Source organism: Chryseotalea sp., from assembly GCF_057350905.1.
Genome location: NZ_JBMRCF010000008.1, coordinates 327,294 through 353,319, shown reverse-complemented (window position 1 = coordinate 353,319; position 26,026 = coordinate 327,294). Strand labels below are relative to the sequence as shown.

General features: G+C 38.7%; 22 protein-coding genes and 1 riboswitch. Of the genes, 16 read left to right on the top strand and 6 right to left on the bottom strand.

Features of this window, described 5'->3' with window-relative positions; all coding sequences use genetic code 11:
- Positions 1–51: 51 nt before the first annotated feature.
- Positions 52–2,661 carry a DUF5686 and carboxypeptidase regulatory-like domain-containing protein gene (locus tag ACO1XM_RS09970; RefSeq protein WP_486228432.1) on the top strand — a complete coding sequence of 870 codons (2,610 nt, stop codon included), beginning with the start codon at positions 52–54 and terminating at the stop codon, positions 2,659–2,661.
- An 89-nt stretch (positions 2,662–2,750) separates the two neighbouring features.
- Here the strand turns inward: ACO1XM_RS09970 and ACO1XM_RS09965 are convergent, their stop codons facing one another.
- The 4 genes from ACO1XM_RS09965 to mnmH are packed head-to-tail and all read right to left on the bottom strand — an operon-like array spanning position 2,751 to position 6,479.
- A complete protein-coding gene (locus ACO1XM_RS09965) occupies positions 2,751–4,046 on the bottom strand; it encodes a Na+/H+ antiporter NhaC family protein (RefSeq protein ID WP_486228430.1) in 1,296 nt (431 codons plus the stop codon).
- 40 nt (positions 4,047–4,086) lie between these two features.
- Positions 4,087–4,422 (bottom strand): VanZ family protein, encoded by a 336-nt coding sequence (locus tag ACO1XM_RS09960; RefSeq protein WP_486228428.1) that lies wholly within the window; start codon positions 4,420–4,422, stop codon positions 4,087–4,089.
- A complete protein-coding gene (gene selD / locus ACO1XM_RS09955; protein ID WP_486228426.1) occupies positions 4,419–5,459 on the bottom strand; it encodes a selenide, water dikinase SelD in 1,041 nt (346 codons plus the stop codon). Before selD ends, ACO1XM_RS09960 begins: the two co-directional genes overlap by 4 nt.
- Before the next feature lie 9 nt (positions 5,460–5,468).
- Positions 5,469–6,479, bottom strand: a complete 1,011-nt coding sequence (gene mnmH / locus ACO1XM_RS09950) for a tRNA 2-selenouridine(34) synthase MnmH (protein ID WP_486228424.1) — start codon at positions 6,477–6,479, stop codon at positions 5,469–5,471.
- A gap of 198 nt (positions 6,480–6,677) precedes the next feature.
- Positions 6,678–6,775: riboswitch (TPP riboswitch) on the top strand.
- 80 nt (positions 6,776–6,855) lie between these two features.
- On the opposite strand from mnmH, the gene ACO1XM_RS09945 reads away from it, so the two are divergent.
- The 11 genes from ACO1XM_RS09945 (at position 6,856) to ACO1XM_RS09895 (ending at position 17,369) form a co-directional block, all read left to right on the top strand.
- Entirely contained in the window at positions 6,856–9,297 is a 2,442-nt protein-coding gene (locus ACO1XM_RS09945) for a TonB-dependent receptor (RefSeq protein ID WP_486228422.1), read from the top strand.
- Between the two features lie 86 nt (positions 9,298–9,383).
- Positions 9,384–10,220 (top strand): geranylgeranylglycerol-phosphate geranylgeranyltransferase, encoded by an 837-nt coding sequence (locus ACO1XM_RS09940; RefSeq protein WP_486228420.1) that lies wholly within the window; start codon positions 9,384–9,386, stop codon positions 10,218–10,220.
- A gap of 11 nt (positions 10,221–10,231) precedes the next feature.
- Complete coding sequence (purN, locus tag ACO1XM_RS09935; protein ID WP_486228418.1) at positions 10,232–10,807, top strand: phosphoribosylglycinamide formyltransferase; 576 nt, start codon at positions 10,232–10,234, stop codon at positions 10,805–10,807.
- A 64-nt stretch (positions 10,808–10,871) separates the two neighbouring features.
- Entirely contained in the window at positions 10,872–11,219 is a 348-nt protein-coding gene (locus ACO1XM_RS09930; protein ID WP_486228416.1) for a phage holin family protein, read from the top strand.
- A 1-nt stretch (position 11,220) separates the two neighbouring features.
- Positions 11,221–11,640, top strand: coding sequence for a hypothetical protein (locus ACO1XM_RS09925; protein WP_486228414.1), 420 nt, complete (start codon positions 11,221–11,223; stop codon positions 11,638–11,640).
- On the top strand, positions 11,624–12,388 hold the full coding sequence (locus ACO1XM_RS09920) for a phosphoglycerol geranylgeranyltransferase (RefSeq protein ID WP_486228412.1): 765 nt from the start codon (positions 11,624–11,626) through the stop codon (positions 12,386–12,388). Before ACO1XM_RS09925 ends, ACO1XM_RS09920 begins: the two co-directional genes overlap by 17 nt.
- 698 nt (positions 12,389–13,086) lie before the next feature.
- Positions 13,087–13,272, top strand: a complete 186-nt coding sequence (locus ACO1XM_RS09915) for a hypothetical protein (protein WP_486228410.1) — start codon at positions 13,087–13,089, stop codon at positions 13,270–13,272.
- Positions 13,273–13,368: 96 nt separating this feature from the next.
- Entirely contained in the window at positions 13,369–13,992 is a 624-nt protein-coding gene (locus ACO1XM_RS09910) for a hypothetical protein (protein ID WP_486228408.1), read from the top strand.
- A gap of 45 nt (positions 13,993–14,037) precedes the next feature.
- Positions 14,038–14,742: a hypothetical protein gene (locus tag ACO1XM_RS09905; RefSeq protein ID WP_486228406.1), complete on the top strand. Its 705-nt coding sequence runs from the start codon at positions 14,038–14,040 to the stop codon at positions 14,740–14,742.
- A 36-nt stretch (positions 14,743–14,778) separates the two neighbouring features.
- Positions 14,779–15,288, top strand: coding sequence for a peroxiredoxin family protein (locus ACO1XM_RS09900; protein ID WP_486228404.1), 510 nt, complete (start codon positions 14,779–14,781; stop codon positions 15,286–15,288).
- Complete coding sequence (locus ACO1XM_RS09895; RefSeq protein ID WP_486228402.1) at positions 15,285–17,369, top strand: peptidase domain-containing ABC transporter; 2,085 nt, start codon at positions 15,285–15,287, stop codon at positions 17,367–17,369. The genes ACO1XM_RS09900 and ACO1XM_RS09895 overlap by 4 nt, the downstream gene beginning before the upstream one ends.
- A 100-nt stretch (positions 17,370–17,469) precedes the next feature.
- On the opposite strand, the gene ACO1XM_RS09890 is transcribed toward ACO1XM_RS09895, so the two are convergent.
- On the bottom strand, positions 17,470–19,257 hold the full coding sequence (locus tag ACO1XM_RS09890; RefSeq protein ID WP_486228400.1) for an ABC transporter ATP-binding protein: 1,788 nt from the start codon (positions 19,255–19,257) through the stop codon (positions 17,470–17,472).
- A gap of 237 nt (positions 19,258–19,494) precedes the next feature.
- Here ACO1XM_RS09890 and ACO1XM_RS09885 point away from each other — a divergent pair, with 237 nt between their 5' ends.
- Both ACO1XM_RS09885 and nusB read left to right on the top strand, forming a co-directional pair.
- Positions 19,495–20,595, top strand: coding sequence for a Glu/Leu/Phe/Val family dehydrogenase (locus ACO1XM_RS09885; RefSeq protein ID WP_486228398.1), 1,101 nt, complete (start codon positions 19,495–19,497; stop codon positions 20,593–20,595).
- 264 nt (positions 20,596–20,859) lie between these two features.
- Positions 20,860–21,870, top strand: coding sequence for a transcription antitermination factor NusB (gene nusB, locus ACO1XM_RS09880; protein ID WP_486228396.1), 1,011 nt, complete (start codon positions 20,860–20,862; stop codon positions 21,868–21,870).
- A 149-nt stretch (positions 21,871–22,019) separates the two neighbouring features.
- On the opposite strand, the gene tsaA is transcribed toward nusB, so the two are convergent.
- A complete protein-coding gene (gene tsaA / locus ACO1XM_RS09875; RefSeq protein WP_486228394.1) occupies positions 22,020–22,409 on the bottom strand; it encodes a tRNA (N6-threonylcarbamoyladenosine(37)-N6)-methyltransferase TrmO in 390 nt (129 codons plus the stop codon).
- A gap of 229 nt (positions 22,410–22,638) precedes the next feature.
- Here tsaA and ACO1XM_RS09870 point away from each other — a divergent pair, with 229 nt between their 5' ends.
- Both ACO1XM_RS09870 and ACO1XM_RS09865 read left to right on the top strand, forming a co-directional pair.
- Positions 22,639–23,805, top strand: a complete 1,167-nt coding sequence (locus tag ACO1XM_RS09870; protein WP_486228392.1) for a hypothetical protein — start codon at positions 22,639–22,641, stop codon at positions 23,803–23,805.
- Between the two features lie 234 nt (positions 23,806–24,039).
- Positions 24,040–25,971 (top strand): sensor histidine kinase, encoded by a 1,932-nt coding sequence (locus tag ACO1XM_RS09865; RefSeq protein WP_486228390.1) that lies wholly within the window; start codon positions 24,040–24,042, stop codon positions 25,969–25,971.
- The last annotated feature ends 55 nt before the right edge of the window (positions 25,972–26,026 follow it).

Genomic DNA, 26,026 nt, shown 5'->3' with positions numbered 1-26,026 from the left:
AATTTTTAAGCTGGAACAAGCACTAATGCAGAAGGATAAACCCAACGCTACATGAAGTTATTTTTTTCGTTCCTGCTTTTATTGTTTTCTGTTCAGTTTGCGGCAGCTGGCGGTTTACGTGGAAATATAAAGGCAGATGATGGGTCCAATCTTGGCTATGCCACCATTTATGTTAAACAAACAGGAAGTGGCACAACTACTAATGAAAATGGTGTTTATGACATCTCATTACCAGCCGGCCAATATGAAATTGTTTTTCAATACGTAGGCTATGAAACACAGACCCATGCAGTAACAATAGGTGAGGGCTATTCTGAACTGAACATTGTTATGAAATCGCAAACAGTGGTATTGCAAAATATTACCGTGCGTGCCGGCAAAGAAGATCCCGCCTATACCATAATGCGTAAAGCCATCGCGAAGGCTAAGTACCACTCACAACAATTAGATTTTTACTCGGCACAAGTATACATTAAAGGAACCGGACAGCTAAAGGATTATCCATGGTTGTTGAAGAAAGAAATGCAGAAAGAAGGTGTTGAGAAAGACAGGGTATATATAAGTGAATCGGTAAGCGAAATTGAATACAGAAGACCTAATACATTTAAAGAGAAAACCATTTCAGTATACAGTGATGGTAAAGACAACAATACATCACCCAATGGTTATATTTTTGGAAGTTTCTACTCGCCAGAAATTGTAGAGACTGTTTCTCCTCTTTCTCCGAAAGCTTTTTCTTATTATCGTTTTGAATATGAGGGAACCTTTAAGGATCGAAATTACGAGGTAAGTCGCATTAAGGTTACACCACGATCGAGAGGTGATAATGTTTTTGAAGGTATGCTTTTTATCGTAGAGGATGCGTGGAGTATTCACAGCCTTGATTTTACGACTACCAAGTTGGGTATTGAATTCCATATGAAACAAGTTTATGCTCCTATAGAAGACAAGGCCTGGCTGCCTGTGTCTCATCGCTATCAGGTAGATGCTAAAGTTTTTGGTTTCGAGTTTGAAGCAAATTATCTGGCAACGTTGAGTAATTATAAAATTGAACTCAACAAAGAGCTCTTTGTGGAGAACATGGAAGTGATTGATGAAAAGCTGGAGAAGGCAAAAGCAAAAGAAGTAGAGAGTCGCTTTAGCAAAGAAGCACAAGATTTGCAAAAGCGTATGGAAGGAGGTAAGGAGATTACGCGTAAAGAATTAAAGACGCTTGTAAAAGAGTATGAAAAACAGGAGGCTAAAGCACAGAAGGAGCCTGAAGTAGTGTCAAACTATACACAAGAGCGAGATAGTATCAGTTTTAAGAAAGATACGGCTTATTGGAATGCCATACGTCCGGTCCCATTGACTAAAGCTGAAATTAAAGGCTATATAAAAGTTGACAGTCTGGCTGTTATAGAACAGAAAAAAGAAGCAGGAGACACCACCAAGCAACGCAAACACAAAGGTTTTCAGCCCTGGGATTTGATTACAGGCGATAGCTATAAAGTATCCAAGCATTCTAATTTTAGCATAGAAACGCCTACTGGAGGATTTAATACGGTTGAAGGTTTTAACTTAATCTACAAAGTTCGTTTTGGTACAATCCTGCAAGACACCAATAAGACAAGACTGATGATTACCCCAACCTTTCGCTATGCTTTTTCAAGAGAACGTGCTGCGGGAAAATTGAATTTTTCATTGCGAAATAAAAACTATCGATTCAATGTAGAAGGAGGTCGTTACATCAAGCAATTTAATGCTGACGAAGCTATTCTACCGCCAATCAACACAATCTCTACACTTTTCTTCGAACGTAATTTTATGAAGATATACCAGCGTGATTTTATAGAAGCGCGGTTTAGAAAAAACATTACACCTAAAGTTTCTCTTGATGCAACAGTAGAATGGGCACAACGGAGTGCTATGATCAATACCTCTGATTATAAAATAGTGGATAGAGACCATATTGAAGGCTACACTTCGAATAATCCATTTTCGGCAGAGTTAAATAGTGAAATATTCACGCCTGATCACAATGCACTTGTGGGCACAATCAATTTTTCAGCAAAGCCCTGGCTGAAATACCGTATCCGTAACGGAAGAAAATCGGCAATTGACAATTCATCACCAGTATTACGTCTAAAGTACTCCAAAGGCATAGATGCATTAAGCAGTGATGTAGACTTCGATCACCTTGAAACAGGCATCAGGCATTCTTTTGATATTGGTGTGCGTGGCCGTCTTGATTTTGATCTTAGCGCTGGTATGTTTTTGAATGATCGAAGTTTATACTTCATGGACTATAAACATTTTGCGGGCAATCTCACATTCATTACCACGGCCAGTCCAGTGGGTAGCTATCGTTTGCTGGACTATTATAAGTACAGCACAAGTGATAAGTATTTCACAGGAAGTGTTCATTATCAATTCAGACGATTTATTGCGACAGCGCTACCTTATGCGCGTATGTTAGGTATACGTGAAAATGTTTTTGTCAACCACTTAGCTACACCGAGTTCTCGGCATTACACGGAATTGGGTTATAGCGTTGATGGTATTCTGAGGATATTCAGGGTGGAGGCAGCTGCAGCTTTTGAAAATGGCAAATATATAGATTGGGGTATACGTGTTGGTATTGCAACTAATCTCAGTATTCGTTTTTCTGATAACGATTAGAAAAACAGACAAACCGCGGAGTGCGCAAAGGTTCACAGGGCTCTGCGGACCTCTGCGTTCTTGCAGTTAGAAATTTACAATGTGTATAATCAAGCCAGAACTTTTCGCTTTCTCAATAGAATAAAAATCAGCGTACTAATACCCAATAAGTACGGATAGTATAAGTGCTTCAGTATTTCAAATGGCGATAAGGCTACTGAAGCTGCTGCAAGGGCAGCTAGAATTTGTGCGCCATAAGGCAGAAAGCCTTGTACAAAGCAGGACATAGTATCGAGTATACTGGCACTTCTTTTCGGATCTACATTATTCTTATCTGCGATATCTTTAGCCAAAGGACCGACAATAAGTATCGTGATGGTATTATTAGCCAGCGCTGCATTTACCAGCACAGTTAAAGAAGCAATACCCAATTCTGCACCACGGCTGCTTTTAATCAAGCGGGAAACTTGATAGAGTATATAGTCGATTCCGCCAAAATATTTAATCAGTCCAACAATGCCGCCAATAATTATACAAATCAAACTCAATTCAAACATCGAAGCCATGCCATCATTCATGGCTTGTAATCCTGACCAAAGATCGGTGCTTTGTGTGCCAAGACCAACGATAAATGTTAATACAATACCCAATACCAAGACCCAGATAACGTGCAATCCTGTAAGCGCAGCAATTAAGATGAATAAGTAGGGTGCTATCTTGATTAATGAATATTCAGAAGACATACCCATATTCATTCCGTTGTTGATGGGTGTAAGGATGATGTAAAGAAAAAATGTGATTAATGCCGGAGGTAAGGCAATCCAGAAGTTTATCTTGAACTTATCGCGCATCTCCACTTTTTGAGTACGTGTTGCGGCTATTGTTGTATCGGAAATCATCGAGAGATTGTCACCAAACATACTGCCACCCACAACGGCTGCCAAGGCAATACCCAAAGTACCGGGCACACTTTCGCTAACGCCTACTGCAATGGGCGCCAATGCTACAACGGTACCTACTGAAGTACCTAGTGAAATAGAAATAAAACAAGCGGTAAGAAAGAGCCCGGCTATTAATAAACTGGGTGAGGTATACGATAGGGCGAAGTTAACTGTGGATTGAACAGCGCCAATACTTTTACCCAAACCTGCAAAGGCGCCTGCCAGCAAGAAAATCAGTATCATCAGCATGATCCCTGAATCGCCAGCACCTTTGGAGAATTCATCAATTTTTCTGTGAAAATTTAAGGAAGGAAAAAGCAAAAAACCAGAAAGTGCGGCTACCATAAAGGCTACCAGCATAGGCATCTTATAAAAATCATTAAGAATTAATGACGTTATAAAGTAGACAATGATGAAAATTAGCAAAGGCAATAGTGCCCAGAAGTTACCGCGTTTTAGTTCCATAGCTTGCTTAGTGCCGTGAATATAGAAGACTGGATTGAAATTATTTCTTGATTAATGATAAAAGATGTGGCGACAAGAGTAAACCTGTGATCACGCCTGCGCTATCAGCCAGTAAATCATATACCTCAAAGCTGCGGGCTTCTACAAATAATTGAAAAAGTTCTGTAAGTATACCGAAGAATAATCCTACTAATAAAAGAAGCCATTTTTTCAAAAATGAAAAATCATAGCGTACAGCCACCATCCAGGTAAAGAACATAGTGAAATGTACAATTTTATCGAGCCCAACAATTTTGGGATTAGGTATAGACGATCCAGGCAGGAGTACAACAACAAGAATGCCTAAACTTACTATGGTGGTCAGCCAATATTTCAATGTGTAATTTTTATAGTTTTTGTTTCAATATTACGCATCCTGCCAAAAGGCTTAAGCACAAGGTTGTGGTCCAGGCAAAGTCTTTCAAATGCGTGCTGTGCTTCAGGTTCAACACAAACCAATAAACCTCCACTGGTTTGTGGATCGGAAAGTGTTAAAAATGATTCAGATCCAATGCCCTCAATTTTATCCTGATAGCTGCTCCAGTTGCGCATAGTATTATCCGGATAAATCATATTGCTGGCATAATGAGAAATGTTTTTAAGCAAGGGTATGTTGGCATAATTAACCTCTGCACTGAGGCCACTGCCTTCACATACTTCCACTAAGTGCCCGAGCAAACCAAAACCGGTAATGTCAGTCATGGCATGAATGTAGCCCTGCTTGCCGAAAACTTCGCCCATCATATTAAGCTCTAACATGCTTTGCACGGCCTCATCGAAATCAGCCGCTAAGGCAAGCCCACGCTTATGCGCAGTGCTGATCATACCCACCCCAAGTGGTTTGGTCAGGTACAATAAGTCTCCCGCTTTAGCTGTATTATTTTTTTTCAGGTTGTTTTTTTCAACGAGCCCGCTAACGGCTAAACCAAAAATGGGTTCGGGACTATCAATGCTATGTCCACCCGCCAACGGTATGCCAGCTTTGGCACAAATGCTGCGGCTACCATCAAGCACTTGTTGAGCCAGTTCTGCTGATAATTTTTCTACCGGCCAACCTAATATGGCCAATGCCATTATAGGCTTTCCCCCCATGGCATATACATCGCTGATGGCATTGACAGAGGCGATAGCACCAAAAGTAAATGCATCATCAACAATTGGCATGAAGAAATCTGTTGTGCTGATTAAACAATTGCCATTACCTAAATCCATTACCGCGGCATCATCCTTGCTTTCATTGCCAACCAATAATGAAGAGAAAGCAGTTTTAGGAAAAGAAGTATGCAGGATTTTGTCCAGTACAGCCGGGGCAATTTTACAACCACAACCAGAACCGTGCGAGTATTGAGTTAGTTTAATATTTTCAGCAGACATTGACTTTACTTAAGGAATAGAACATAATTTATCTTTGACAAAAGCTTCAGGATTTTGCCAGTCAAAATCAAGCTGTGCCAATATTTGATTCTGCCGGTTTATAATTGCCTTGTCGTAGGCTTTATCGTAATACGTAAGCAATATAGAAGCCGTTGTGCTTAAATCATTTTGTAAAAGACTTTCTTTGGCCGCTTTAAAATGCTGTCCACCTAGCTTTGTGGTAATTTTTTGTGTGGCTTCAAGTAAATCGGTTGTACTAACATTGCCATAATCAGCAACCAAACGTTTAACGCGAACTTCAGCAGGCACATTTATTTTTACCAACGGACTACTTCTTAGTTTTCTCCATAAAGGTTGTGGCAAAAATATTTTACCGATTGCAATAGACTCGTCCTCAATCCAGATTCTTTTGTTGAGATCAAGTTTTATAATCTCCTCGTAAAGATTGTTTTCGAATTGTTCAGTGCTGGGTTGTTCACCTAAGCCCAATCCACCAAAAGCAGAGCCTTTATGGTTGGCCAGTGTTTCCAGACAGATGATTTGCTCGCCCTGGTTTTTCAATGCCTGCAGTATGTCTGTTTTACCGCTACCAGTACTGCCAGAAACAACCAGAAATCTAAAAGCGTGCTCGAAAGATTTGAGCACTTCAGCACGGTAAGCTTTATAGCCACCTTGTAACGGTTTGGCATTAATACCCAATCTGCTTACCAGCCAGCAGAAATTATTGGAACGCATGCCACCGCGCCAGCAATGCACCAGTACCTCCTGCCCGGCAGAAGCTATTTCAGCTTGTTCAATGATATCATGGAGCCTTGGTCCAACCAGTTTAATGCCCTCTTTAATGGCTTCCTTAGGCCCTTGTTGCTTGTATAGTGTGCCAACAATTTTCCTTTCTTCATCATTGAGGATGGGTATATTAATAGCGCCAGGCACATGCCCCTTAGCAAATTCACTCTCAGAGCGCACATCCAGTACTGGAAGTTTTTTGCGCTGAATAAGGAAATCCTGGACTGAAAGCATGCTGCGAAGATACAGGTTTATGCCTTGTTACTGAGTAGTTTAGAAAATGATTTGTACTTCGATGTTGTTTAGTTAATCTTCCATATTCATCCTCTCCTTTGGAGAGGATTGGAGGTGAGGCTATAAAAAAGATTAACTAAACAACATTGATTTGCAATTGTAGATTTTCTATGTATAACTTTGCCCTGTGCTGGCGAGAGTCAGCACAAGGGGTGCCTTTAATATTTCGGGCTGAGATTATACCCAACGAACCTGATGCCGGTAATGCGGACGAAGGGATAGGCAATTCCGATGGCCATCGGATAAACGTAAGCAAGAGTGCATTCCCCGATGTACTCATATGCATCACGTTAAATTATTTTAAACAATGTTAAACATGTTAAAAGTGGCAGCCTTACTGTTAGTGCTCACCACCAGCGCTTATGCGCAAAGTTTTCGCGGCCTTGTGCGCGATGCAAAAACCAAGCAAGTACTGATTGGAGCAACCATTCAGCTGCAAGACAGCAAACGCTATTTTGTAACCAATGAACAAGGTTATTTCTGGGTAGACAAACTGCCGGAAGGACAGCATACCTTTATTGTTAAGTTTCTTGGATACGAAGATCTTACCAGACAGGTTGATTACAAAAATGGCAGTACCGAAGTATTTGATCTCAAAGAAAGTTTTGTACTTACCGATGAAGTGGTCATTCGGTCAACCCGCGCGGATGAAAATTCCCCGACTACCTTCACCAACATCGACAAGCGTAGCCTTGAAAAACAAAACTTCGGACAAGACATCCCCTTTGTTTTGAACTGGACTCCTTCATTGGTCACTACTTCCGATGCAGGAGCAGGTGTGGGTTACACAGGTGTTCGCATCCGTGGAAGCGATGGAACACGCATCAATGTAACCATCAATGGTATCCCGTATAACGACAGCGAATCGCAGGGAACTTTTTGGGTAAATTTACCCGACATTGCTTCTTCAACACAAAGCGTGCAGATACAACGTGGTGTAGGCACTTCGACCAATGGAGGCAGTGCTTTTGGTGCCTCTATTAATTTAGAGACTAATGGCAAACAGGAAGCTGCGCATGCAGAACTGCTGAATTCATTTGGTTCATTTGGTACCCGCAGACATACACTGGGTTTTGGCACGGGCTTACTCAACAATAAATTTTCTTTTGATGGTCGCCTGTCGCAAATTGTTTCAGACGGATTTATTGACCGTGCCAGTTCAGATTTAAAATCGTACTATTTCTCAGGCGCTTTCTATGCTGATAAAACCATTGTTAGAGCCTTGGCTTTTGGTGGTAATGAAAGAACATACCAAAGCTGGTATGGTGTGCCGGAGTCGCGTTTGAATAATGATGCGGATGCGATGGAAACAACCGTGAGTAATGAAGGATGGAATGCTGAACAACGCGACAACCTCTTCAGCTCCAATAGCCGGACTTTCAACCCCTACACGTACGAGAATCAAGTTGATGATTACTCCCAATACCATCATCAATTGCACGTGTCACAACAATTGTCAGCTGCATTAACCGGAAATATTTCTTTTCACTATACAAGGGGAAAAGGCTTTTATGAAGAGTACCGCTATGACGAAGATTTTACCGATTATGGTTTAAGTCCGGCCATTGTCAATGGAAACCCTGTGGAATCATCCGACATCATCCGCAGACGTTGGTTAGACAATCATTTTTATGGCGCAACGTACTCACTAAGCTACGATGTAGACAGGTTAAGCCTTGTATGGGGCGGTGCCTGGAATCGTTACGTGGGTGATCACTTCGGAGAAATTCTTTCATCAGCTGTGCCTAATGTTCCTGCCGGGTATAGGTACTACTTTAATGTGGGTGACAAGCATGATTTTAACTCTTTTGTTAAAGCGAATTATCAGTTAACTGAGAAAGTAAATGCCTATATAGATTTGCAATACCGAGGTGTAAGCTACAAAACCAGTGGTAAGGAAAATGATCAGTTTGATTTTGTAGTCGATGAAGATTTCAACTTCTTTAATCCAAAAGCCGGATTCCAAATTTCACTGCGTGATAGGGAAGAAGTATATGCCTCATTAGCCATAGCAAACAAGGAACCTGTGCGCAACGATTTTGTAGATAATTTAGGCGCTACACCTAAACACGAAAATTTAAAGAACATCGAATTGGGTTATCGCTACGCCAATGATAAACTGATGCTGAATGTTAATTATTACTACATGCACTACAGAGATCAATTAGTATTAACTGGTGCGCTTAACGATGTGGGTGCTGGAATCCGCACTAATGTAGACAGAAGTTACAGAACAGGTATTGAGTTAGAATTTGGTTATCAGCTGAGTAATAAATTCAGGTGGAATGCCAACACAACTTTTAGCCAGAACAAAATTCTGGATTTCAATGAAGTGTTATACGATTACGGTGTAAACTACGATGAATACATTGAGATAGTAAACACCTACAGCGATACGGATATATCTTTTTCACCAAACGTCATAGCGGGTTCAGTTTTTACGTATACACCGTTTACTGATGTAGAGGTCTCACTACTGACCAAATATGTGGGTAAGCAATATCTTGACAACACCAGCAATGAGCAACGCAGTATTGATGCTTTTCTGGTAAACGATGTTCGCCTTATCTATACATGGCGACCTGCTTTTGTAAAGGAGATCGGTTTCAGTTTACTGATCAACAATATCCTGAACGAGGAATACGAATCTAACGGCTATACCTATGGTTATTTTGGTGGAGGGCAAACCTTTCGCGAGAACTACTTTTATCCGCAGGTTGGAACCAACTTTTTAGCCATGCTAAGCATTAAACTGTAAAAATTTATCCCGTAAAAGGTTATTGAGACCCAATTATGTTCAAAATTGGGTTATGTGGTTAGAAAGCAGGGTGCTATCTTTGACGGATGGCATCCTTCTTTCAATCGCTCTTGCGACTGACACGATTTACTAATCTTTTGATAATTGGCTTAGCGCAGTATTTTACTGCGTATTTTTTAGTGGACACAAGCACACTAACAGACCTCCGTCTTTTAATACTTACATCATCAACTGTTTTAATCGCTGCGGCCGGCTATATCATTAATGATTATTACGATATAAAAATCGATTACATCAATAAACCGGAGCGCGTTGTTATTGGCAAAGGCATTCCAAGAAGATTTGCTATTCTGTTTCATACCCTGTTTTCCTTTATCGGAATTGTATTGGGCTATTTTCTAGGTTGGCAAATTGCGCTGATTAATTTTTTATCGGCCTTCTTGTTATGGTGGTACTCTAACAATTTGAAAAGATTACCTTTTGTTGGAAACTTCTCTATAGCCTTACTAACAGGAACCTCAATTTATATTGTGGCACTTCTTTATCGGGGTGATGATACCCTGATCATTATTTATTCATGCTTTGCATTTTTTATGACATTGGTACGCGAAATCATAAAAGATATGGAAGACCTGAAGGGTGATAGCACCTTTGGCTGTAAGACCCTGCCCATTGTTTGGGGTTTTAGAAAAACAAAGCAGTTTTTATATGCTGTTGTTTTCATTTTCTGCATGACCGTTTTAGTACTTGATTTATTATTTACAGTACTGCCAAGTGTATATTTTGTATTTTTTCTGTTTGCACCGCTGGTGTGGATGGTGTTGCGACTTTACCGTGCCGATACAGTAAAAGAATTTGAATGGCTTAGTACTTTTTGCAAAGTGATTATGCTCTTAGGTATTCTCAGTATGTCATTATTGTGAGTGTAGTGCACATGAAAAAATTCAGACTGGCAATTTTTGCATCAGGTAGCGGGAGTAATGCTGAACGTATTTGTCGGCATTTTTTAAATCATGAAACAATTGAAGTAGTCCTTGTTCTAAGTAACAATGAGAAAGCAGCTGTTTTGGAAAAGGCGCAGAAGTTGAATATTGAGGCTGTTCATTTTACCAAAGACGAATTTAAAGCGGGTGAGCGTGTTGAGAAGTTATTAATTGACAATGAGATCACGCATATAGTACTTGCGGGCTTTCTATGGCTTGTACCGGCCTTCCTTATTCAACGCTTTCCCAATAGAATAATTAACATCCACCCGGCTTTATTGCCGAAGTATGGTGGAAAAGGTATGTATGGACGCCATGTGCATGAGGCAGTACAGAAAGCCGGAGACCACGAAACAGGCATTACCATACATCTGGTCAATGAAAAATTTGACGATGGCAAACATTTGTTCCAGGCTAGCTGTAATGTTGAGTTAACAGATAGCGCAGATACCATTGCCACCAAGGTACAAGTGCTTGAACACAAACACTACCCGGAAGTTATTGAGCAATGGCTTCAAAACGCCTGATTTTTTTAAAATCTCATCCTTAAGTCCTTCAAAATATCAGGTCACTTTTTCATATCTTGCACTAATGTGGAAGGAATCAATCTTAAAACTATTAAAGCTTGATGGCTTTGTGGGGAACCTTACGGGCTACGTGGAGACCCGTATTGAGTTGATGAAACTTGAGATCAAAGAAGAAATAGCGAAATCGCTGGCCAAGGTTAGTGTATTGGTTATTGTCATCGCCTCACTCTCTTTATTCGTTTTGTTTTTCAGTGTGTCTATTGCATTACTCATTGGAGAGCACTTGGGTTTCTTTGAGGGCTTTTTAATTGTGTCTGGTTTCTACTTTTTAATTGCAGTATTGGTACTAATGATGCGCAAGAGCCTGAGCGAAACCATGGAGAAAAAATTAATGGAAAAAATTAAAAAATAGTATGGAATTGCTGGAGTCAGACGATCCTAAGGCACAATTGCTGCGCAAAGCACAACGACAAAAGGATGCCCTTCATGGTGATGTAAAAATAATTTCGGAAAAAACAGAGAAAGTTGTTAAAACAGCACTCATTGTAGGCGGTGCATTGGCTGCCACTTACCTCATTTATAAATTACTTTCTAATGATGGTGGCTCCAAAAAGAAAAAGAAAGTAAAGTTCATCCGCGCTACTACAAATGAAGAGGATGACCATGAAGAAGTAGTGGTAAGGTCCTCACCTTTTACGGGCATCATTAACAAACTGGGTGTTGTGTTGGCCACACAAGCTTCAGCATTTCTGCTTTCATTGGCCAAAGAGAAGATAGGCGAGTACATGGAGAAAAGGGAAGAAGAAAAAGCTAAAGATGCCAACAATCTTTGATTCATTTATAGAGAAACAACAAGCAGGACGTAAATCCATTGCTGTACTCATCGATCCTGATAAGATCGATGATGGTGCTAAATTGCAGCACCTGATTAACCTGGCTACTGAAAATCTTGTTGACTATTTTTTCGTGGGCGGCAGTTTGATTACCACCAATAATCTAGCGGAGGTTGTCAGACAAATAAAGAAGAGTGTTACTATACCTGTGGTATTATTTCCGGGCAACAGTATTCAGGTAGAACCTACGGCAGATGCCATCCTTTTTTTATCACTGATCTCAGGTAGAAATCCGGAGTTATTAATCGGGCAACACGTAATTGCCGCACCCATTATTAAAAACACAAAATTAGAAGTGCTGCCTACTGGCTACATGCTTATCAACTCCGGGCGAATTACATCTGTGGCTTATGTGAGCAACACCATTCCCTTACCCGAAGATAAATATTCATTAGCGGCTTGCACGGCCATGGCAGGAGAAATGCTCGGCTTAAAGCTGATGTATTTAGATGCAGGCAGTGGTGCTGAAAATCCCATTTCACCACGCATGATTACAGCCGTGCGCAAGGCCATCAAGGCGCCTTTACTAGTGGGAGGAGGAATTAACACGAGTCATAAAGCATTGGCTGCTTTGGAAGCCGGTGCAGATACCATTGTTATTGGCAACGCTTTAGAGAAAGATCCGGCACTTTTAACCGAACTGGCTGATAAAGTGTACGAATGGAATCAAGGCTTAGCTAAAAAGTAGGACGCCTCACCCTACTCTCTCCAGAGGAGAGGGTAAATTGAGTTTTATTAAAAGACACTCAGAGTAACTGTGAAAGTGGATGGGCATAAGGGTAAGGACTTGTTACAATAGTCTCAAAGTTCCTTGTGGGTAACTCATAAAGCGTTATTCATAATATCTAGAAGGGAACTCAAAAACACTTCGAAACAAAAATCCTTGTCATTGCGATGAACGAAGCGTTGAATGTGCGCTGGGGTGAGGAAGCAATCTATTTACAAGGATATAGAGCAATGAATGCTTCTCTTATTTTTGAAATTGTCTGTATCAGGATTTTTTGGATTTAAGGATTTACAGAATTGTGTGATGTGCTTGAGAATTTTAGTGAATTCATGTGATTCAATACTGATCCTTGCACTTTTCAATATTACAATGGTATCGTTTGCGTTTGCTTCTAATGGAATAATAAAAGGAGCCTCTAGTAAATCTGTCGAAGTAGAAAGTAAGAACGTATCACGTGCTATATAATCCAAAGCATCCGCCACCTCAAGCCAATATTGCAAGAACGTTTAATAGATTTAACTTCAAAATCGAGTTAGTATGTTGTAGTCAGTTCAATGTGTAAAATTTTTAGTTTAAAAAATATAAAACATTAATTCTGAAGTTGACAAAGTCGGAATCATCATTCATATTTAGGTTAATAAATTTAAAAATTAAGCATTATGAAAACATTAACAAACGGACAAATGGAAAAGATAGAAGGTGGTATTCCATCACTTGATCAAGGATGCCAAATGTACGCAATGGCATTTGCTTCTGATAATGGCGCTACTATTGGTTCTGTAGAATTTGCAATATTGGCAAGTGTTGCATACTCTGTCTGCTGGGAAGGTCTACTAGGTATTTAGTCATTACTTAAACATGAGGATGTTAAGATATACAAAATGCTTACTTAGTAGATTGTTCTTCCAATACACCCTCATGTTCCACTTATGCTTGTAGCTATGAAATTACTTTTTTTAAATATTACTATTTATCTCCTTTCAATCACATCATATGCTCAGAGTGAAGTTGATTTTATAACCAGTTATAACAAGCATATCGATCCAACTGACAAATTAAATGAAATAGCTCTTGTATCTATGCAGGTGAAGACTGATATAAATTATATTCTAAATTCTACCACTAGACAATTAAAAAAACTACAAAACTGTAATTACTATTCTGATGGTAGAACGAAGTGTAGTGATATTGATAATAACTACCAGAATTTTGAGTTTCCAAATATACCTGAAGAGGATGGGGGAAATGCTGTTAGAACACAGCTAAATTTTTTAAAAATAAAAGAAAATGATGTCTTGTCTTTTAAGTTGCAAAACGACTCCATTACAGTTGTCGAAAGAGAAATAACTCCAGTACACAAATACTTGTATACCTTCGATAGCAAAACAAAAGACTTGCTTCAAATCAAAAGGGTGAATCAAGTTGTCGGGAAAGAAATATATATTAGCTATACTGATTTTAAAAGTTATCAAAAAATAGACGGAATTCTTGTGCCAAAAAATATTACCTTCTCAAATAGCTTTAGCCTGGCGAATCTTGAGTATTCCTCCATAGAATTTAAGTAACAAGACGTTCAAAAAAAGCATTAAACTTTGTCACTCAAGCCATTTATGAGATTCTATTCGTTATTACCTTGGATAGCGACAAAAGAACCTTCAGCCAGTCCCATCGAAATGAAGGATGGTTCACAAAGCACATTACAAACGTTTTTAGTAATATGTGGCTTATACTTTTTATTAAGTTTTCTATCAGATCTGTTGTTATTTTCGGATGATTTAGTTTATAATTATCTAAGCGAAAAACTGCCATATAATCAAATAGAAGATTTGATAGAAACTATCAAAAATAGGAAATGGTTGGCTTGGGGGTTGATCCCAATCTTATTGACAAAGAATTTCTTCTTAATTGCAATGTGTTTTACAACAGGAGCATTACTTTATGGATACGAAAGTAATTTCAAGCAATTTTTTCTTATTGCTATAAATGCAGAATTCATTTTTTTAATACCAATATTTTTAAAAATAGTATGGTTTTCATTGTTTGAAACAGATTTCGACCTCGTTGATCTAAGGAATTTTTTACCACTGTCAGTTATTAATCTTGCAAATCTGGAAACTTTAGAGCCCTGGTATGTTTATCCGCTCCGATTACTTAACGTTTTCGAGCTGCTTTATTGGCTTATACTTGCAATTCAACTTAAGAGAATGTTTAACAAGTCATTTGCGAAAAGTTTTGTTTTCGTTGCCACAACATACGGAACGGGTTTATTATTATGGGTGTTGATGGTCATGTTCTTAATAGTGAGTGTTTCTTAATGATTTCTTACAATTATTCTATATTAATATTTTTTAATGATGAAAAGGAGGCTGTTTCTTATTATTGGGCTATCGATATTAGCTGCGAGCATCGTTTATGTAGGATTGAAAACATATCAAAGAATTCAATACAAGAAGTTGGCTCAGTCACAAATGTCTAAAATGCATGAGTTACCACTAGTCGATCTTGATAGCTTATCATATAAGTTTAATAAACATAATCCAACTATTCTTATTTTTTTTAACTCTGCTTGTGATCATTGTCAACACCAGGCCTATAGTATACAAGATACCTTACAAGCATTTAAGGGTATTGATATTGTTTGGGTTTCTTCTGAAAAGATTAGCTTAATTCAGGAATTTTCTAGTACATATAGACTAGCTGGAAAGTATGGTGTATATTTTACAAAAATTGACGAGCGAAAAGTTTTTGAAACATTTGGATCCCTTTCAATACCACATATATTTATTTACAAAAATGGCTTCTTGATCCAAGAATTTAAAGGTGCAGCTACATCTATGGAACTTTTAAATTTTTGTAAGTGACCAAAAAAATTTCAAGGTGTTTTGTTTTGCAACAAGATCAAGCAGATTGCGGAATTGCCTGCCTATTATCAATTATCAAGTATCATGGAGGTAACGGAAGCTTTGATGAATTAAGACGGCTTAGTGGTACGACAAAGCAAGGAACTACGTTACTTGGTCTTAAGCAGGCTGCTGAAACGATAGGCTTTGAAGCTGTAGGAATGGAAGCTGAGCATGTTTCTAATTTAAAAGAGATTAAAAACCCAGCGATTTTACATGTGACACTCCAAAATAAACTTCAACATTACTTGGTGTATTGGCCAGGTCAATTCAGAAGTGGAAATCAGATGTTGACTTTAACAGATCCATCTAAAGGCATTGTTGAAGTTTCTAAAGAAGAATTAGAAAAGATATGGATAACAAAAGCATTATTAGACATCACACCGAATGGAAATTTTAAAGCATCAGTCAGTCAAATAAATAAAAAACGAAAATGGATTCTTGATTTAATTAAAGATGACTTTCATGTCTTAGTTGTATCACTTTTCCTGGGTTTAATTATTGCAGGCCTGAACTTGACAACAGCTCTTTTTTCACAAAATCTAATTGATAATATTTTACCTGAGAAGAATGAAAAAAAACTCCTACTTAGCTTAGTATCGGTATGTCTGCTATTATTTGCTCGTACAGGAATAGGATACTTGCGTGGGTTGCTAATTCTTAGACAAGGAGTAGATTTTAATAATCGTGTTATTAATTGGTTTTACGGCAAGCTTCTTCAACTTCCAAAATCATTTTTTGATACACGGAAAACGGGTGATCTCATTGCTCGCATGCATGATACAAGACGCATTCAAATAGTGCTTAGCCTGGTTTCTGGCAGCATTGCGATTGATATACTAATGATTTTGGTTGCCATAATATTTATTTCGACTTATTCATGGATTTTTACAGTAATGCTCCTCATAGCAATTTTCGTCTACTCAGTAATATCATGGTTATTCCATAGCCCAATAGTTACTGCTCAAAAAGATTTCATGGTTGGGTATGCTCTTGCAGAAAGTAATTTTGTTGATACAGTTCAAGGTGTGGCGGATATTAAGTTGTTTAATCGTCAGCAAGTCTTTGAAAACAGAAACGCAAATATTTATGGGCAGTTTCAGGAGCGATCCAGAAAGCTCGGACACATAAACATACGATTCGGGGTTTCTTCTGAAATCATTTCAACTGCATTTATACTGGCAATATTTGGTGTGGCGTCTAGTCTAGTGTTGTCTAATAAATTGAAAGTTGGTGAACTCGTTGGTCTTTTAGGTATAAGCGGAATATTTTTTCCAACTCTTTCCAGACTAGTTGTTTCTAACATACAATTACAAGAGGCTCTAGTGGCCTTTGATAGAATGTTTGAATTTACCTTCATTGATCCTGAAAACACAACTGCCATTAATGAAAAATCTAAAATTCAAATACATACTGTCAAAGCTGAAAAAATTTCATTTAGATTCCCAGGACGAAAGCAAATCCTTTCGAATGTTTCATTCATACTTCAACGAGGCGAAATAGCATGCCTATTAGGGGAAAGTGGTCGTGGGAAAAGCACATTACTCCAGATTCTTCAAAAGTTTTATAGACCCGAGTCAGGTAATATATTTATAAATGGAGAAGATTTTGAACTAATAAATACTTCGTTGTGGAGAACGACAATGGCTTCGGTCGCTCAATCACCAAAAATATTCAATGGGTCTCTCATCTATAACATTACTTTAAGCGATGAAGTGGACCAGATAAAATCTGCTATTGATTTTTGTGAAACAAATGGATTTGGTAAATATTTTAATGAATTACCGCAAAGCTATAATTGTCTTGTAGGTGAAGAAGGAATCAACTTGTCTGGAGGTCAAAGGCAACTAGTCGCTGTAGTACGTGCGCTGTTTCAAAATCCTCAGCTATTGTTGTTAGACGAAGCAACTACTGCCATGGACAAACAAATGGAAAATTTTATCCTCAACAAACTGAATTCCGAAAAACAAAAAAGAATTACTATGTTAGTTACCCACCGAAAATCGATTGCGGAGTGGTGCGATCGGATAATTGAAATCTAATATAAACATGTCTTGTAGAATGTTTAAAATATACTTCAACCACTCAAATGTCTCAAAGCTCGTAGCTAGCAACTAACCCTACCTATTCAATAGACACTACTTATTCCGTCACTTCTTCCGTCTGATTTTGCTTTTCATACAAATCACGGTACATACCGTTTTTTTCTAAGAGACTTTCGTGTGTACCTTCCTCAACAACATTACCATCAACCAACACAATTATTTTGTTGGCTAGTTTGGCAGAAGAAACACGGTGAGAAATGATAATGGTCGTGCGACCCACCATGATGCGTTTCAGGCTGTTGAGAATTGTGTTTTCAGTTTTTGTATCTACCGCACTAAGGGCATCATCCAACATTAATATTTTGGGCTCGCGCACAATAGCACGGGCAATAGATACACGTTGCTTCTGTCCGCCAGAAAGGGTAATGCCACGTTCACCTACACGCGTGGCAAATCCTGTAGGGAAAGCCATAATGTTGTCATATACATCAGCATCTTTAGCTGCTTGATGAATTCTGTCTTCACTAACATCATCCAGTGCAAAACCAATATTATTTTGAATGGTATCGCTGAAAAGAAAAACATCTTGTGGTACATAACCAATCTGGCTGCGCAGGCTTGTCAAATTGTAATCTTGTATTGCAACATCGTCAATGCGTATTTCTCCTTCACGCACATCGTACATACGTGAAATAAGATTTGATACAGTGCTTTTTCCTGAGCCCGTAGTACCGATAATGGCTAAACTTTCGCCAGGGTTAACGGTGAACGAAATATCTTTTAGTGCCTTAATACCAGTATCCGGATAGGTAAAACCAACTTTTTTAAATTCTATTTTCCCTTGGAGCTCACGTTCAATGTTCTTCTCTGAAACAATGTTGGTGCTGGTGTTTAAAAATTCATTGATACGCTTCTGAGAAGCCTCAGCACGCTGAACCAAACTGGTAGTCCAACCTAAAGAAGTAACCGGCCAGGTAAGTAAGTTTACATAGATGATAAACTCAGCAATATTGCCAAAAGTAAGTGTGCCTTTAATTACTTCCACACTACCGGCATAAACCGTTAACAAAGTGCTCAAACCAATTAAGCCCATAATGAGTGGATAGAACAATGATTGCACTTTAGTGAGCTTGAGTGATTGATTTTTATAATCATCGCTCTCTTTGGTAAAGTTTTTAATTGATTCGTTTTCTCGATTAAAAGATTTCAACACGCGAATACCACTGAAGGCTTCTTGCACAAAGGTGGAAAGTTTCGATTGGTGCTTTTGAATTTGCTCCGACCTGCGTTCGATCTTATTGTTAACTAAAAAAATGCTGAGCGATAAAAGCGGTAAGGGGCTTAAGGCATACCAGGTAAGTGTGCTGCTAATGCTAAACATTACCGGAATTAACATCACAAACAAGGTTACCAATTGTAAACCGTACATAATGGCCGGGCCGAGGTACATACGCACACGGCTCACATCTTCACTGATGCGGTTCATGATGTCACCAGTATTGTTTCTTCTGTAAAAACTTAAGGGTAGTGCCTGGTAGTGCTCGTAGATTTCATTCTTTAAATCATACTCTACCAATCGCGACATTACAATAAGTGTTTGTCTGACAAAATAAAGGAACAAACCACGCAGCAAAGCCATTAATACAATCAGGCCTGCATAGATGAGTATGCCATGTGCAAACACTTCGAAGAAAGTATTCTGTGCACTAACACCATTCAATGATTTGTATACCCGAATATTTTCAACCACAAGATCCAGGGCGCTTCTTACCAATTGCGCAGGAACAATCTGAAATACGTTAGAAATAATAACGAACACCGTGCCCAGGATCAGATGCCACTTGTACTTGAAGAGATATTTGTTGAGATATTTAAGTTCTTTCATGCTTTATCAGTCATTCTTAAGTCAATTTTGGCCTTCCAGCCTTTCCCGCTTTCCCCACATAAAAACGCTGCCAAAGGGCTGTTTCTGGTAAGAAAATTCGGAGCTACCTCACTACAACGAAATATTGTTTTTTATGTTCATGCAAACGTTTGAATTACCCTAACTTTGCATAAATTTCAACATGCTTCGGCATTAGAAAGGTTGTAAAACTAAACATAAATCAAACGCAAAAATTCCATGCAGGTTAAAGAACTTGAAAAGGTGGAGGCTGCCGGCATCTTCGGCACACTTACACAAATGGGTCATGAACAAGTGGTGTTTTGTAATGATGAGGCCACTGGCCTGAAAGCCATCATTGGTATCCACAATACAGTGTTAGGCCCTGCATTGGGTGGTACACGTATGTGGAATTATGCGAGTGAGCAAGAAGCGATTACAGATGTATTGCGTCTTTCTCGTGGTATGACCTTCAAAGCGGCTATCAGCGGCTTGAACTTAGGTGGTGGTAAAGCCGTCATTATTGGTGATGCCAAAACACAAAAGACCGAAGCTTTCATGAGACGTTTTGGTAAGTTCGTAAACAGCTTGGGGGGTAAATACATTACTGCTGAAGATGTGAATATGAAAACAGCCGATATGGAATACATCGGCATGGAGACTAAACACGTAACAGGTTTGCCTGAAAGTATGGGCGGTAGTGGTGATCCTTCACCGGTAACGGCTTATGGGGTATACTTGGGCATGAAATCAACTGCGAAAAAAGTTTATGGCAGCGACTCGCTTGCCGGTAAAAAAATAACAGTACAAGGTGTAGGTCAGGTAGGTATGTACCTGGTTGAGCATTTAGTAAAAGAAGGTGCCAAAGTCACCATCAACGATATTTCTGAAGAAAAAGTAAAAGCACTGGTTGAAAAATTCGGTGTTGCCGTTGTAGATGCTGAAGGGCTCTACGACCTGGATATGGACATCTACGCACCTTGTGCTTTGGGTGCTACCTTAAATGATAACACCATTCCTCGTCTGAAATGTGCCATTGTTGCTGGTGCTGCCAATAACCAGTTAAAAGAGGAGCTGAAGCATGGTTATATGTTGGGAGACAAGAGCATTACCTATGCACCTGACTTTTTAATTAATGCCGGTGGCCTGATTAATGTTTATAACGAGCATCTTGGGAACTATAACCGCAAACGTGCTTTAGAACAGGCAGAGAAAATCTATACAACTAATTTGAGCATCCTCAATTTAGCTGAAAATGAAAAGATCAGCAGTCAGGAGGCGGCCATCAAATTGTGTGAAAAACGCATTGAAGAGGTAGGAAGAGTACGAATTCCGCGTTAAGCGCTTTTCAGCTTTATATAACGTCATTTCGATAGAAGGGAGAAATACTCAGGTAATTCTCTGTCAAGCTTCTGCCGAAATGACGTTTTTATTTTTAATTTTGCACCATTATTTCGTTAAAGTCGTTCTTACCACATGCTTAACCGCCACAGTCTACGCATTAAAACCATGCAGAGCCTTTTCGCTCTACATCAGTGCAAAGAGGCCAATCACGGCCTATGTCTAACCCTTATCACCCAACGTTTTGCTCCTGACCTGAACTCTATGGAAGTTCAGAACAAAGAATTGTTGAAAGAACAGCGCCAGATAGCATTTAAAGTTTTTGAGAAGGCCTTTGCAGCTGAGCACGGCAAAATTGAGCACGAAGAACCCAAAATTGAAAAGGTTGTAAACGAGGCATTAGAATATTATGCCAAGCAAACCAAGCGCGATGTTGAAAACCAGCGTAAGAATCTGGTGCAAGATGCTGAGCGTATTTACGATTACTATATTTCTGTATTAAGTCTGGGCGTGGCCATTGCTGAGGCAGCCGCAACGGATAAAAAATTAACACACACAGGCTTTCTCAATAACCTTTGGGTTAAGGGCTTGCAGAACAGTGAGTCATTGAAAAAAGATTCGCTGAAACTGAACAGACATTGGAACGATAAAATGGATCGCGTACGTGTCTGGTTCCGCGATGTTATTCGTACGGATGATAATTACCTGGAGTCGCTCGACAGAAAAACGCCTACCCTTGAAGAGCAGCGTAAAGTAGTAAGCCATATTTTCAAAAAACTGATTTTGGGTAAGACCATCATCAACGATTACTTTGAAGAAGAAGTATTGCATTGGGCTGAAGACAAAGAAATTGTAAAAGGCATGGTAGAGAAAACCATCAAGACCTATGACCCACAAAAGTCGGATCAATTAGGTTTAATGACGCTTTCGCTGGATTGGAATGATGACAAAGCCTTTGTAGAAAAATTATATAACTATGCCTCAGATCTGCCAGAAGAGCAGAGCAAGCTGATAGCAGATAACACCCGCAATTGGGAAGTTGACCGTTTGCCATTAACTGACCGTGTTATATTAGAAATGGCCATTGCCGAATTGATTACCTTCCCGGGTATTCCGGTTAAAGTTACTATTAACGAATACATAGAATTAGCAAAAGGATACAGTACACCGAAAAGCCGCCAGTTTGTAAATGGTATTTTGGATGTAATTGCTAAAACACTTCAAGAAACGGGCACGCTGAAGAAGAGCGGAAGAGGTTTGATTGATAATAAGTAATACTGCGCATAAGCCGCGTAATCATATTTGATAAAAATAGAAATCAGCGAGAGTATCGCTGATTTTTTGTTTTATATAACACCATTTAACGATAAGCTTTTATCGGATCAGCGTCCTCAACTTGTACACAATCTTCTTTGTTTAAACCATTAGAGCACAGGTTTAATATCAACGACAGGTGTGCCATCTAACAATTCAAGTTGTGATACTTGAATAAGGCAATCATCGACAGCAACTACTTTTACGATGTGCATACCGATGGGATTGGGCCTTGCAGGAGAACGTGTTGAAAATACACCTGTTAATTTAGCAGATTCTTCGTTGCGGGGTTTTGTCTTCAGCACGGTTCTGTCAGCTTGATGAAGCCATGAAAAAACAATTAACTCATCTCCTTTTTCAATATCTGAAATTCCATCTTTGAAATCAGTAAAAATTTCTAAGGTAGCTGCGGGTGCATTTTCATTTTCTTGCAATGGACAATCTTTGATGTCTTTGAGTGATGAATGAATTATGCCGATGGGTTTTATTTTTCGATCCATACATTGAAGGTGTTTCTTGATAATCTCTTTCCCGATTGAAATTTTGGTTGTCTCTAACTTAATCTATTGACAATTTGATTAAGCCAAAAGCTATATAAATCGATCAAGCTTGAATATAGTTTCATTTAATGATGCCCTTTCTTGCAAAGAGAGTAATAACACTTAATAAATCTAAGCGTAAAAGATTAAAAGAGCAAAATCAAAATATAGGCAAAAATGAAGTAGTCATATGAAAGATAAAATTATTGAACAACTGCATGAAGAAACTAAACTCCTTATACAGCAATGTGTAACGAGTAATGACTATATTAAAATCTTTTACGCACTCGAAAACCTACGTAAAACCAGAGATGATGATTTCAAGTCTAAAATTAAATCCTTCAAGTGGGAAATGTTCAAGCCAACGCATCGAATGATCGAATTGTCCATGGAGGACTTATACCGGAAAGCTGCTTTAGCAGCGCGCTCAAAACCTGAATTAATAATACCACTGAGAGATTTTTTCCTTTGCCCCTACACAGACTCACGGGCGCGATATGATTTAATAGCAGCTTTACATGATCAGAAATCAATAGAGCTCGTATTTAAAATAGTGGATGATCAATTCAAACTGGATATTGATGATGACATTGACAAGTTAAGCTTTTATGGACTGGTTGAAATTGCAGAAGTCGCTGGTTTAAAAGAACGCGTATTAAAATTAGTAAGGAATGGCTTTAAGCGTGCTGTCAAGATAAAAGAAGATGATATGGTAAACGATACTATTTTTAATCTTCTTGGCCAGCTTTGCGTAATGCTTAATGATAAAGATGCTAGTCCTGCATTATACAAAGCTTTTAAATTCGCGGGTGATGAAAATCAGGACTATGAAATGAACACGGTAGCTTCGAGGTTAGCCATATACCTGACGGCATTGGATTACAGTGGATCCGTTAAGGAAATAAAAGATTATATTGATTATTTCATGGATTCATATGAAGATGAGGAATTTGTTATTAGGGCATGCTATGCATACTGGTGGTTTAAGAAGGAAACAAATGAAGGATTAGCTTTTCTGAATAATCCAGAGAAAAAGAAAAGTTTGGGGCTGGTGGCTGCACTATTAGCTGACCTCGATGAAAAAAGAGCAATACCCATTTTGGAAAACCGTTTAGATGATTTATCAAATCCAGTAACAAAAGAAGTATTTAAGGAAGCAATTGCCCGGCTGAAATCACAAAATCAAATCCCTACCAATTCGGAAAGAATGATTTGGATGTTTGGTTTTATTTCACAAACTCAGATAGCCCTCGGTGACGAAACAGATAATATTTTTATACAACGAGCAAATACCGCTACATTGCAAGATCATGGTAGGGTATATGAAGTTGACGATGCAACCAAATCGGATATGTAATCATAAAATTGAATCTGTCTGAAATTCTTTTTTCTGATCAGCGTCTCCTCAGGACGCTGATTTTTTATTTCATTCTAGTCCATTATAATTTTCGGTATAAATACTAGTGCTATGGATTGTACGAACATGCCGGGTAAATAAATAAAATTGGTGTAGGATTAACCCAACCGCAGCTTGATTTGTTAATTAATTAAATACTAATGTTACCTTAGATTCAGGATTAACCACGATCAAATGCCAAAAGGTCTTGTATTACTGGGGTGCTGCCTGCTTCCTCTTCTATCTTTTAGTCAGAGTAACATTGATAGCCTCATGACTATTCCGGGGCGACATACTAACTCCGTATTGCTTCAGGAAATTGGTGATTACTACCAGACCGATAATATAGATTCTGTAAAAAAGTACTCGGATCTTTTAAAAGATATTGGGATAAAAAAACAAGACCTGACGCTGGAGCAACTTGCATCATTGAAATGGGCCAGGGCGCTTGCCTATTTTAATCATTCAGATAGTGCGGAACATATTTTATCAACGTTGAGTCTTAAGAAGAATCCATTGTTGTCTATTGAGTACAACCTTGTTCAGGGATTGCTCAACAGGAATAACCGAAAGTATGATATCTCTTTAACAAATTTCTATGAGGCCCTGGCTGCAATTAAACAACAAGGCGTGGATAGAATGCTCCCCTTTGTATATGCAGAAATTGCACACATCCTAACCCAGAATAATGACCTGGAAAACACTAAAAAATATTATTTATATTCCTTTGCCGAGGCACAAAGGAATCGAGATTTCAAGTTACAAGTAAATATTTGTTATCGCTTATGCAGAATTTATAACGGGGGAATTATTGTTAACCTTGACTCATCCATCCGCTATGGCGAACTGGGTATGCGTATAGCCAAAGAAGCTAACTATGAACGGGGCTATGCAGATATGATTAATATTGTAGCGGCCCCCATTATCCGAAACGGTCAGTATCGAAAAGGATTGAAGTTGTCGCAAGAAGCACTCAGCTTTGCAGATACTTATGACTTCTCGCTTCAGACAAAATACTATTTGATTTTAAATCAGGGCTTTGCCTATGAAAGATTGGGTATATATGATTCGGCATGGCAAAAGATGCAAGAAGGATGGAACATGCGACCGATGGGTATTGATCACCATCGACTGAAGTACCTTATTCATAAGGCTAGAAAAGAAAATTATGATGCATTAATAGCGCTGGAGATTTATAAATTCAAAAGCGATTCTGTCATTCAAACACGACATGAAACAAAGCTTTCTTCCCTACAAGCAAGATTAGAGGCCGGAATAAAGGAGGAGGAAATTGAATCGCTAACAGGAAAGGCCGAGCTACAAGCACTTCAGATTACGCAACAACGCTATTTTCTGTTTGTTATTGGTTTAATTGCCCTTTTCACAGTTGGAGGTGTATTTATTCTGTATCGCCAACGCCAACTCAAGCAAGCACAAGCTATCACTAAAATGGAGCTGGAAGAAACACGTAAGCGACTGGAGATAGAAAAGCAGTATCGTGCTTCTGAGTTAAAGGCGATCCGTTCGCAAATGAATCCTCACTTCATCTTTAATGCACTTAATTCTATTCAGGATTTAGTGTTAAAGGGCAATATTGAAAATTCCTATTCTTACATAACTATGTTTTCAAATCTCGTTCGACAAACACTCACCTACTCCGAAAATGAATTTATTGAGTTTGAACAGGAAATTAAGTTATTAGAACTATATCTTTCATTGGAAAAATTAAGGTTTAAGAAGGAATTCAATTTTGAGATAAGTGCAAATAATATAGATGATATTATGCTCCCGCCTTTCTTAATACAACCCTTTATTGAAAATTCACTTGTGCATGGCTTGCTGCATAAAGAGGGTGAGAAAAAACTGAAAATTACTTTTGAATTAAATGAAGATTTGATCTGTACCATAGAGGATAACGGGGTGGGGCGTGAGCGGGCTAAAGCAATTCAGGAACGACAGCGAAAGACTCATGATTCCTTTTCCACCAAGGCCATTCAGAAACGTTTTGAAATACTGAGCAACGTATTTAATGGCAAATTTGGCTATACTTATCAGGATTTATATGAAAATGATGAGCCATCGGGCACACGAATTGTTTTGGTAATTCCGGTGAAACACCAGTTCTGATCCATTGCTGAAGTAAATCAGGTGATTGCTAAAAAAATCGTAAACAACTAACTGC

Bases quoted from the DNA above. Each gene is read 5' to 3' on its own strand.
- ACO1XM_RS09970 (WP_486228432.1), top strand. From the start codon at position 52: ATGAAGTTATTTTTTTCGTTCCTGCTTTTATTGTTTTCTGTTCAGTTT.
- ACO1XM_RS09965 (WP_486228430.1), bottom strand. From the start codon at position 4,046: ATGGAACTAAAACGCGGTAACTTCTGGGCACTATTGCCTTTGCTAATT.
- selD (WP_486228426.1), bottom strand. From the start codon at position 5,459: ATGTCTGCTGAAAATATTAAACTAACTCAATACTCGCACGGTTCTGGT.
- mnmH (WP_486228424.1), bottom strand. From the start codon at position 6,479: ATGCTTTCAGTCCAGGATTTCCTTATTCAGCGCAAAAAACTTCCAGTA.
- ACO1XM_RS09945 (WP_486228422.1), top strand. From the start codon at position 6,856: ATGTTAAAAGTGGCAGCCTTACTGTTAGTGCTCACCACCAGCGCTTAT.
- ACO1XM_RS09940 (WP_486228420.1), top strand. From the start codon at position 9,384: ATGGCATCCTTCTTTCAATCGCTCTTGCGACTGACACGATTTACTAAT.
- purN (WP_486228418.1), top strand. From the start codon at position 10,232: ATGAAAAAATTCAGACTGGCAATTTTTGCATCAGGTAGCGGGAGTAAT.
- ACO1XM_RS09930 (WP_486228416.1), top strand. From the start codon at position 10,872: ATGTGGAAGGAATCAATCTTAAAACTATTAAAGCTTGATGGCTTTGTG.
- ACO1XM_RS09925 (WP_486228414.1), top strand. From the start codon at position 11,221: ATGGAATTGCTGGAGTCAGACGATCCTAAGGCACAATTGCTGCGCAAA.
- ACO1XM_RS09920 (WP_486228412.1), top strand. From the start codon at position 11,624: ATGCCAACAATCTTTGATTCATTTATAGAGAAACAACAAGCAGGACGT.
- ACO1XM_RS09915 (WP_486228410.1), top strand. From the start codon at position 13,087: ATGAAAACATTAACAAACGGACAAATGGAAAAGATAGAAGGTGGTATT.
- ACO1XM_RS09910 (WP_486228408.1), top strand. From the start codon at position 13,369: ATGAAATTACTTTTTTTAAATATTACTATTTATCTCCTTTCAATCACA.
- ACO1XM_RS09905 (WP_486228406.1), top strand. From the start codon at position 14,038: ATGAGATTCTATTCGTTATTACCTTGGATAGCGACAAAAGAACCTTCA.
- ACO1XM_RS09900 (WP_486228404.1), top strand. From the start codon at position 14,779: ATGATGAAAAGGAGGCTGTTTCTTATTATTGGGCTATCGATATTAGCT.
- ACO1XM_RS09890 (WP_486228400.1), bottom strand. From the start codon at position 19,257: ATGAAAGAACTTAAATATCTCAACAAATATCTCTTCAAGTACAAGTGG.
- ACO1XM_RS09885 (WP_486228398.1), top strand. From the start codon at position 19,495: ATGCAGGTTAAAGAACTTGAAAAGGTGGAGGCTGCCGGCATCTTCGGC.
- nusB (WP_486228396.1), top strand. From the start codon at position 20,860: ATGGAAGTTCAGAACAAAGAATTGTTGAAAGAACAGCGCCAGATAGCA.
- tsaA (WP_486228394.1), bottom strand. From the start codon at position 22,409: ATGGATCGAAAAATAAAACCCATCGGCATAATTCATTCATCACTCAAA.
- ACO1XM_RS09870 (WP_486228392.1), top strand. From the start codon at position 22,639: ATGAAAGATAAAATTATTGAACAACTGCATGAAGAAACTAAACTCCTT.
- ACO1XM_RS09865 (WP_486228390.1), top strand. From the start codon at position 24,040: ATGCCAAAAGGTCTTGTATTACTGGGGTGCTGCCTGCTTCCTCTTCTA.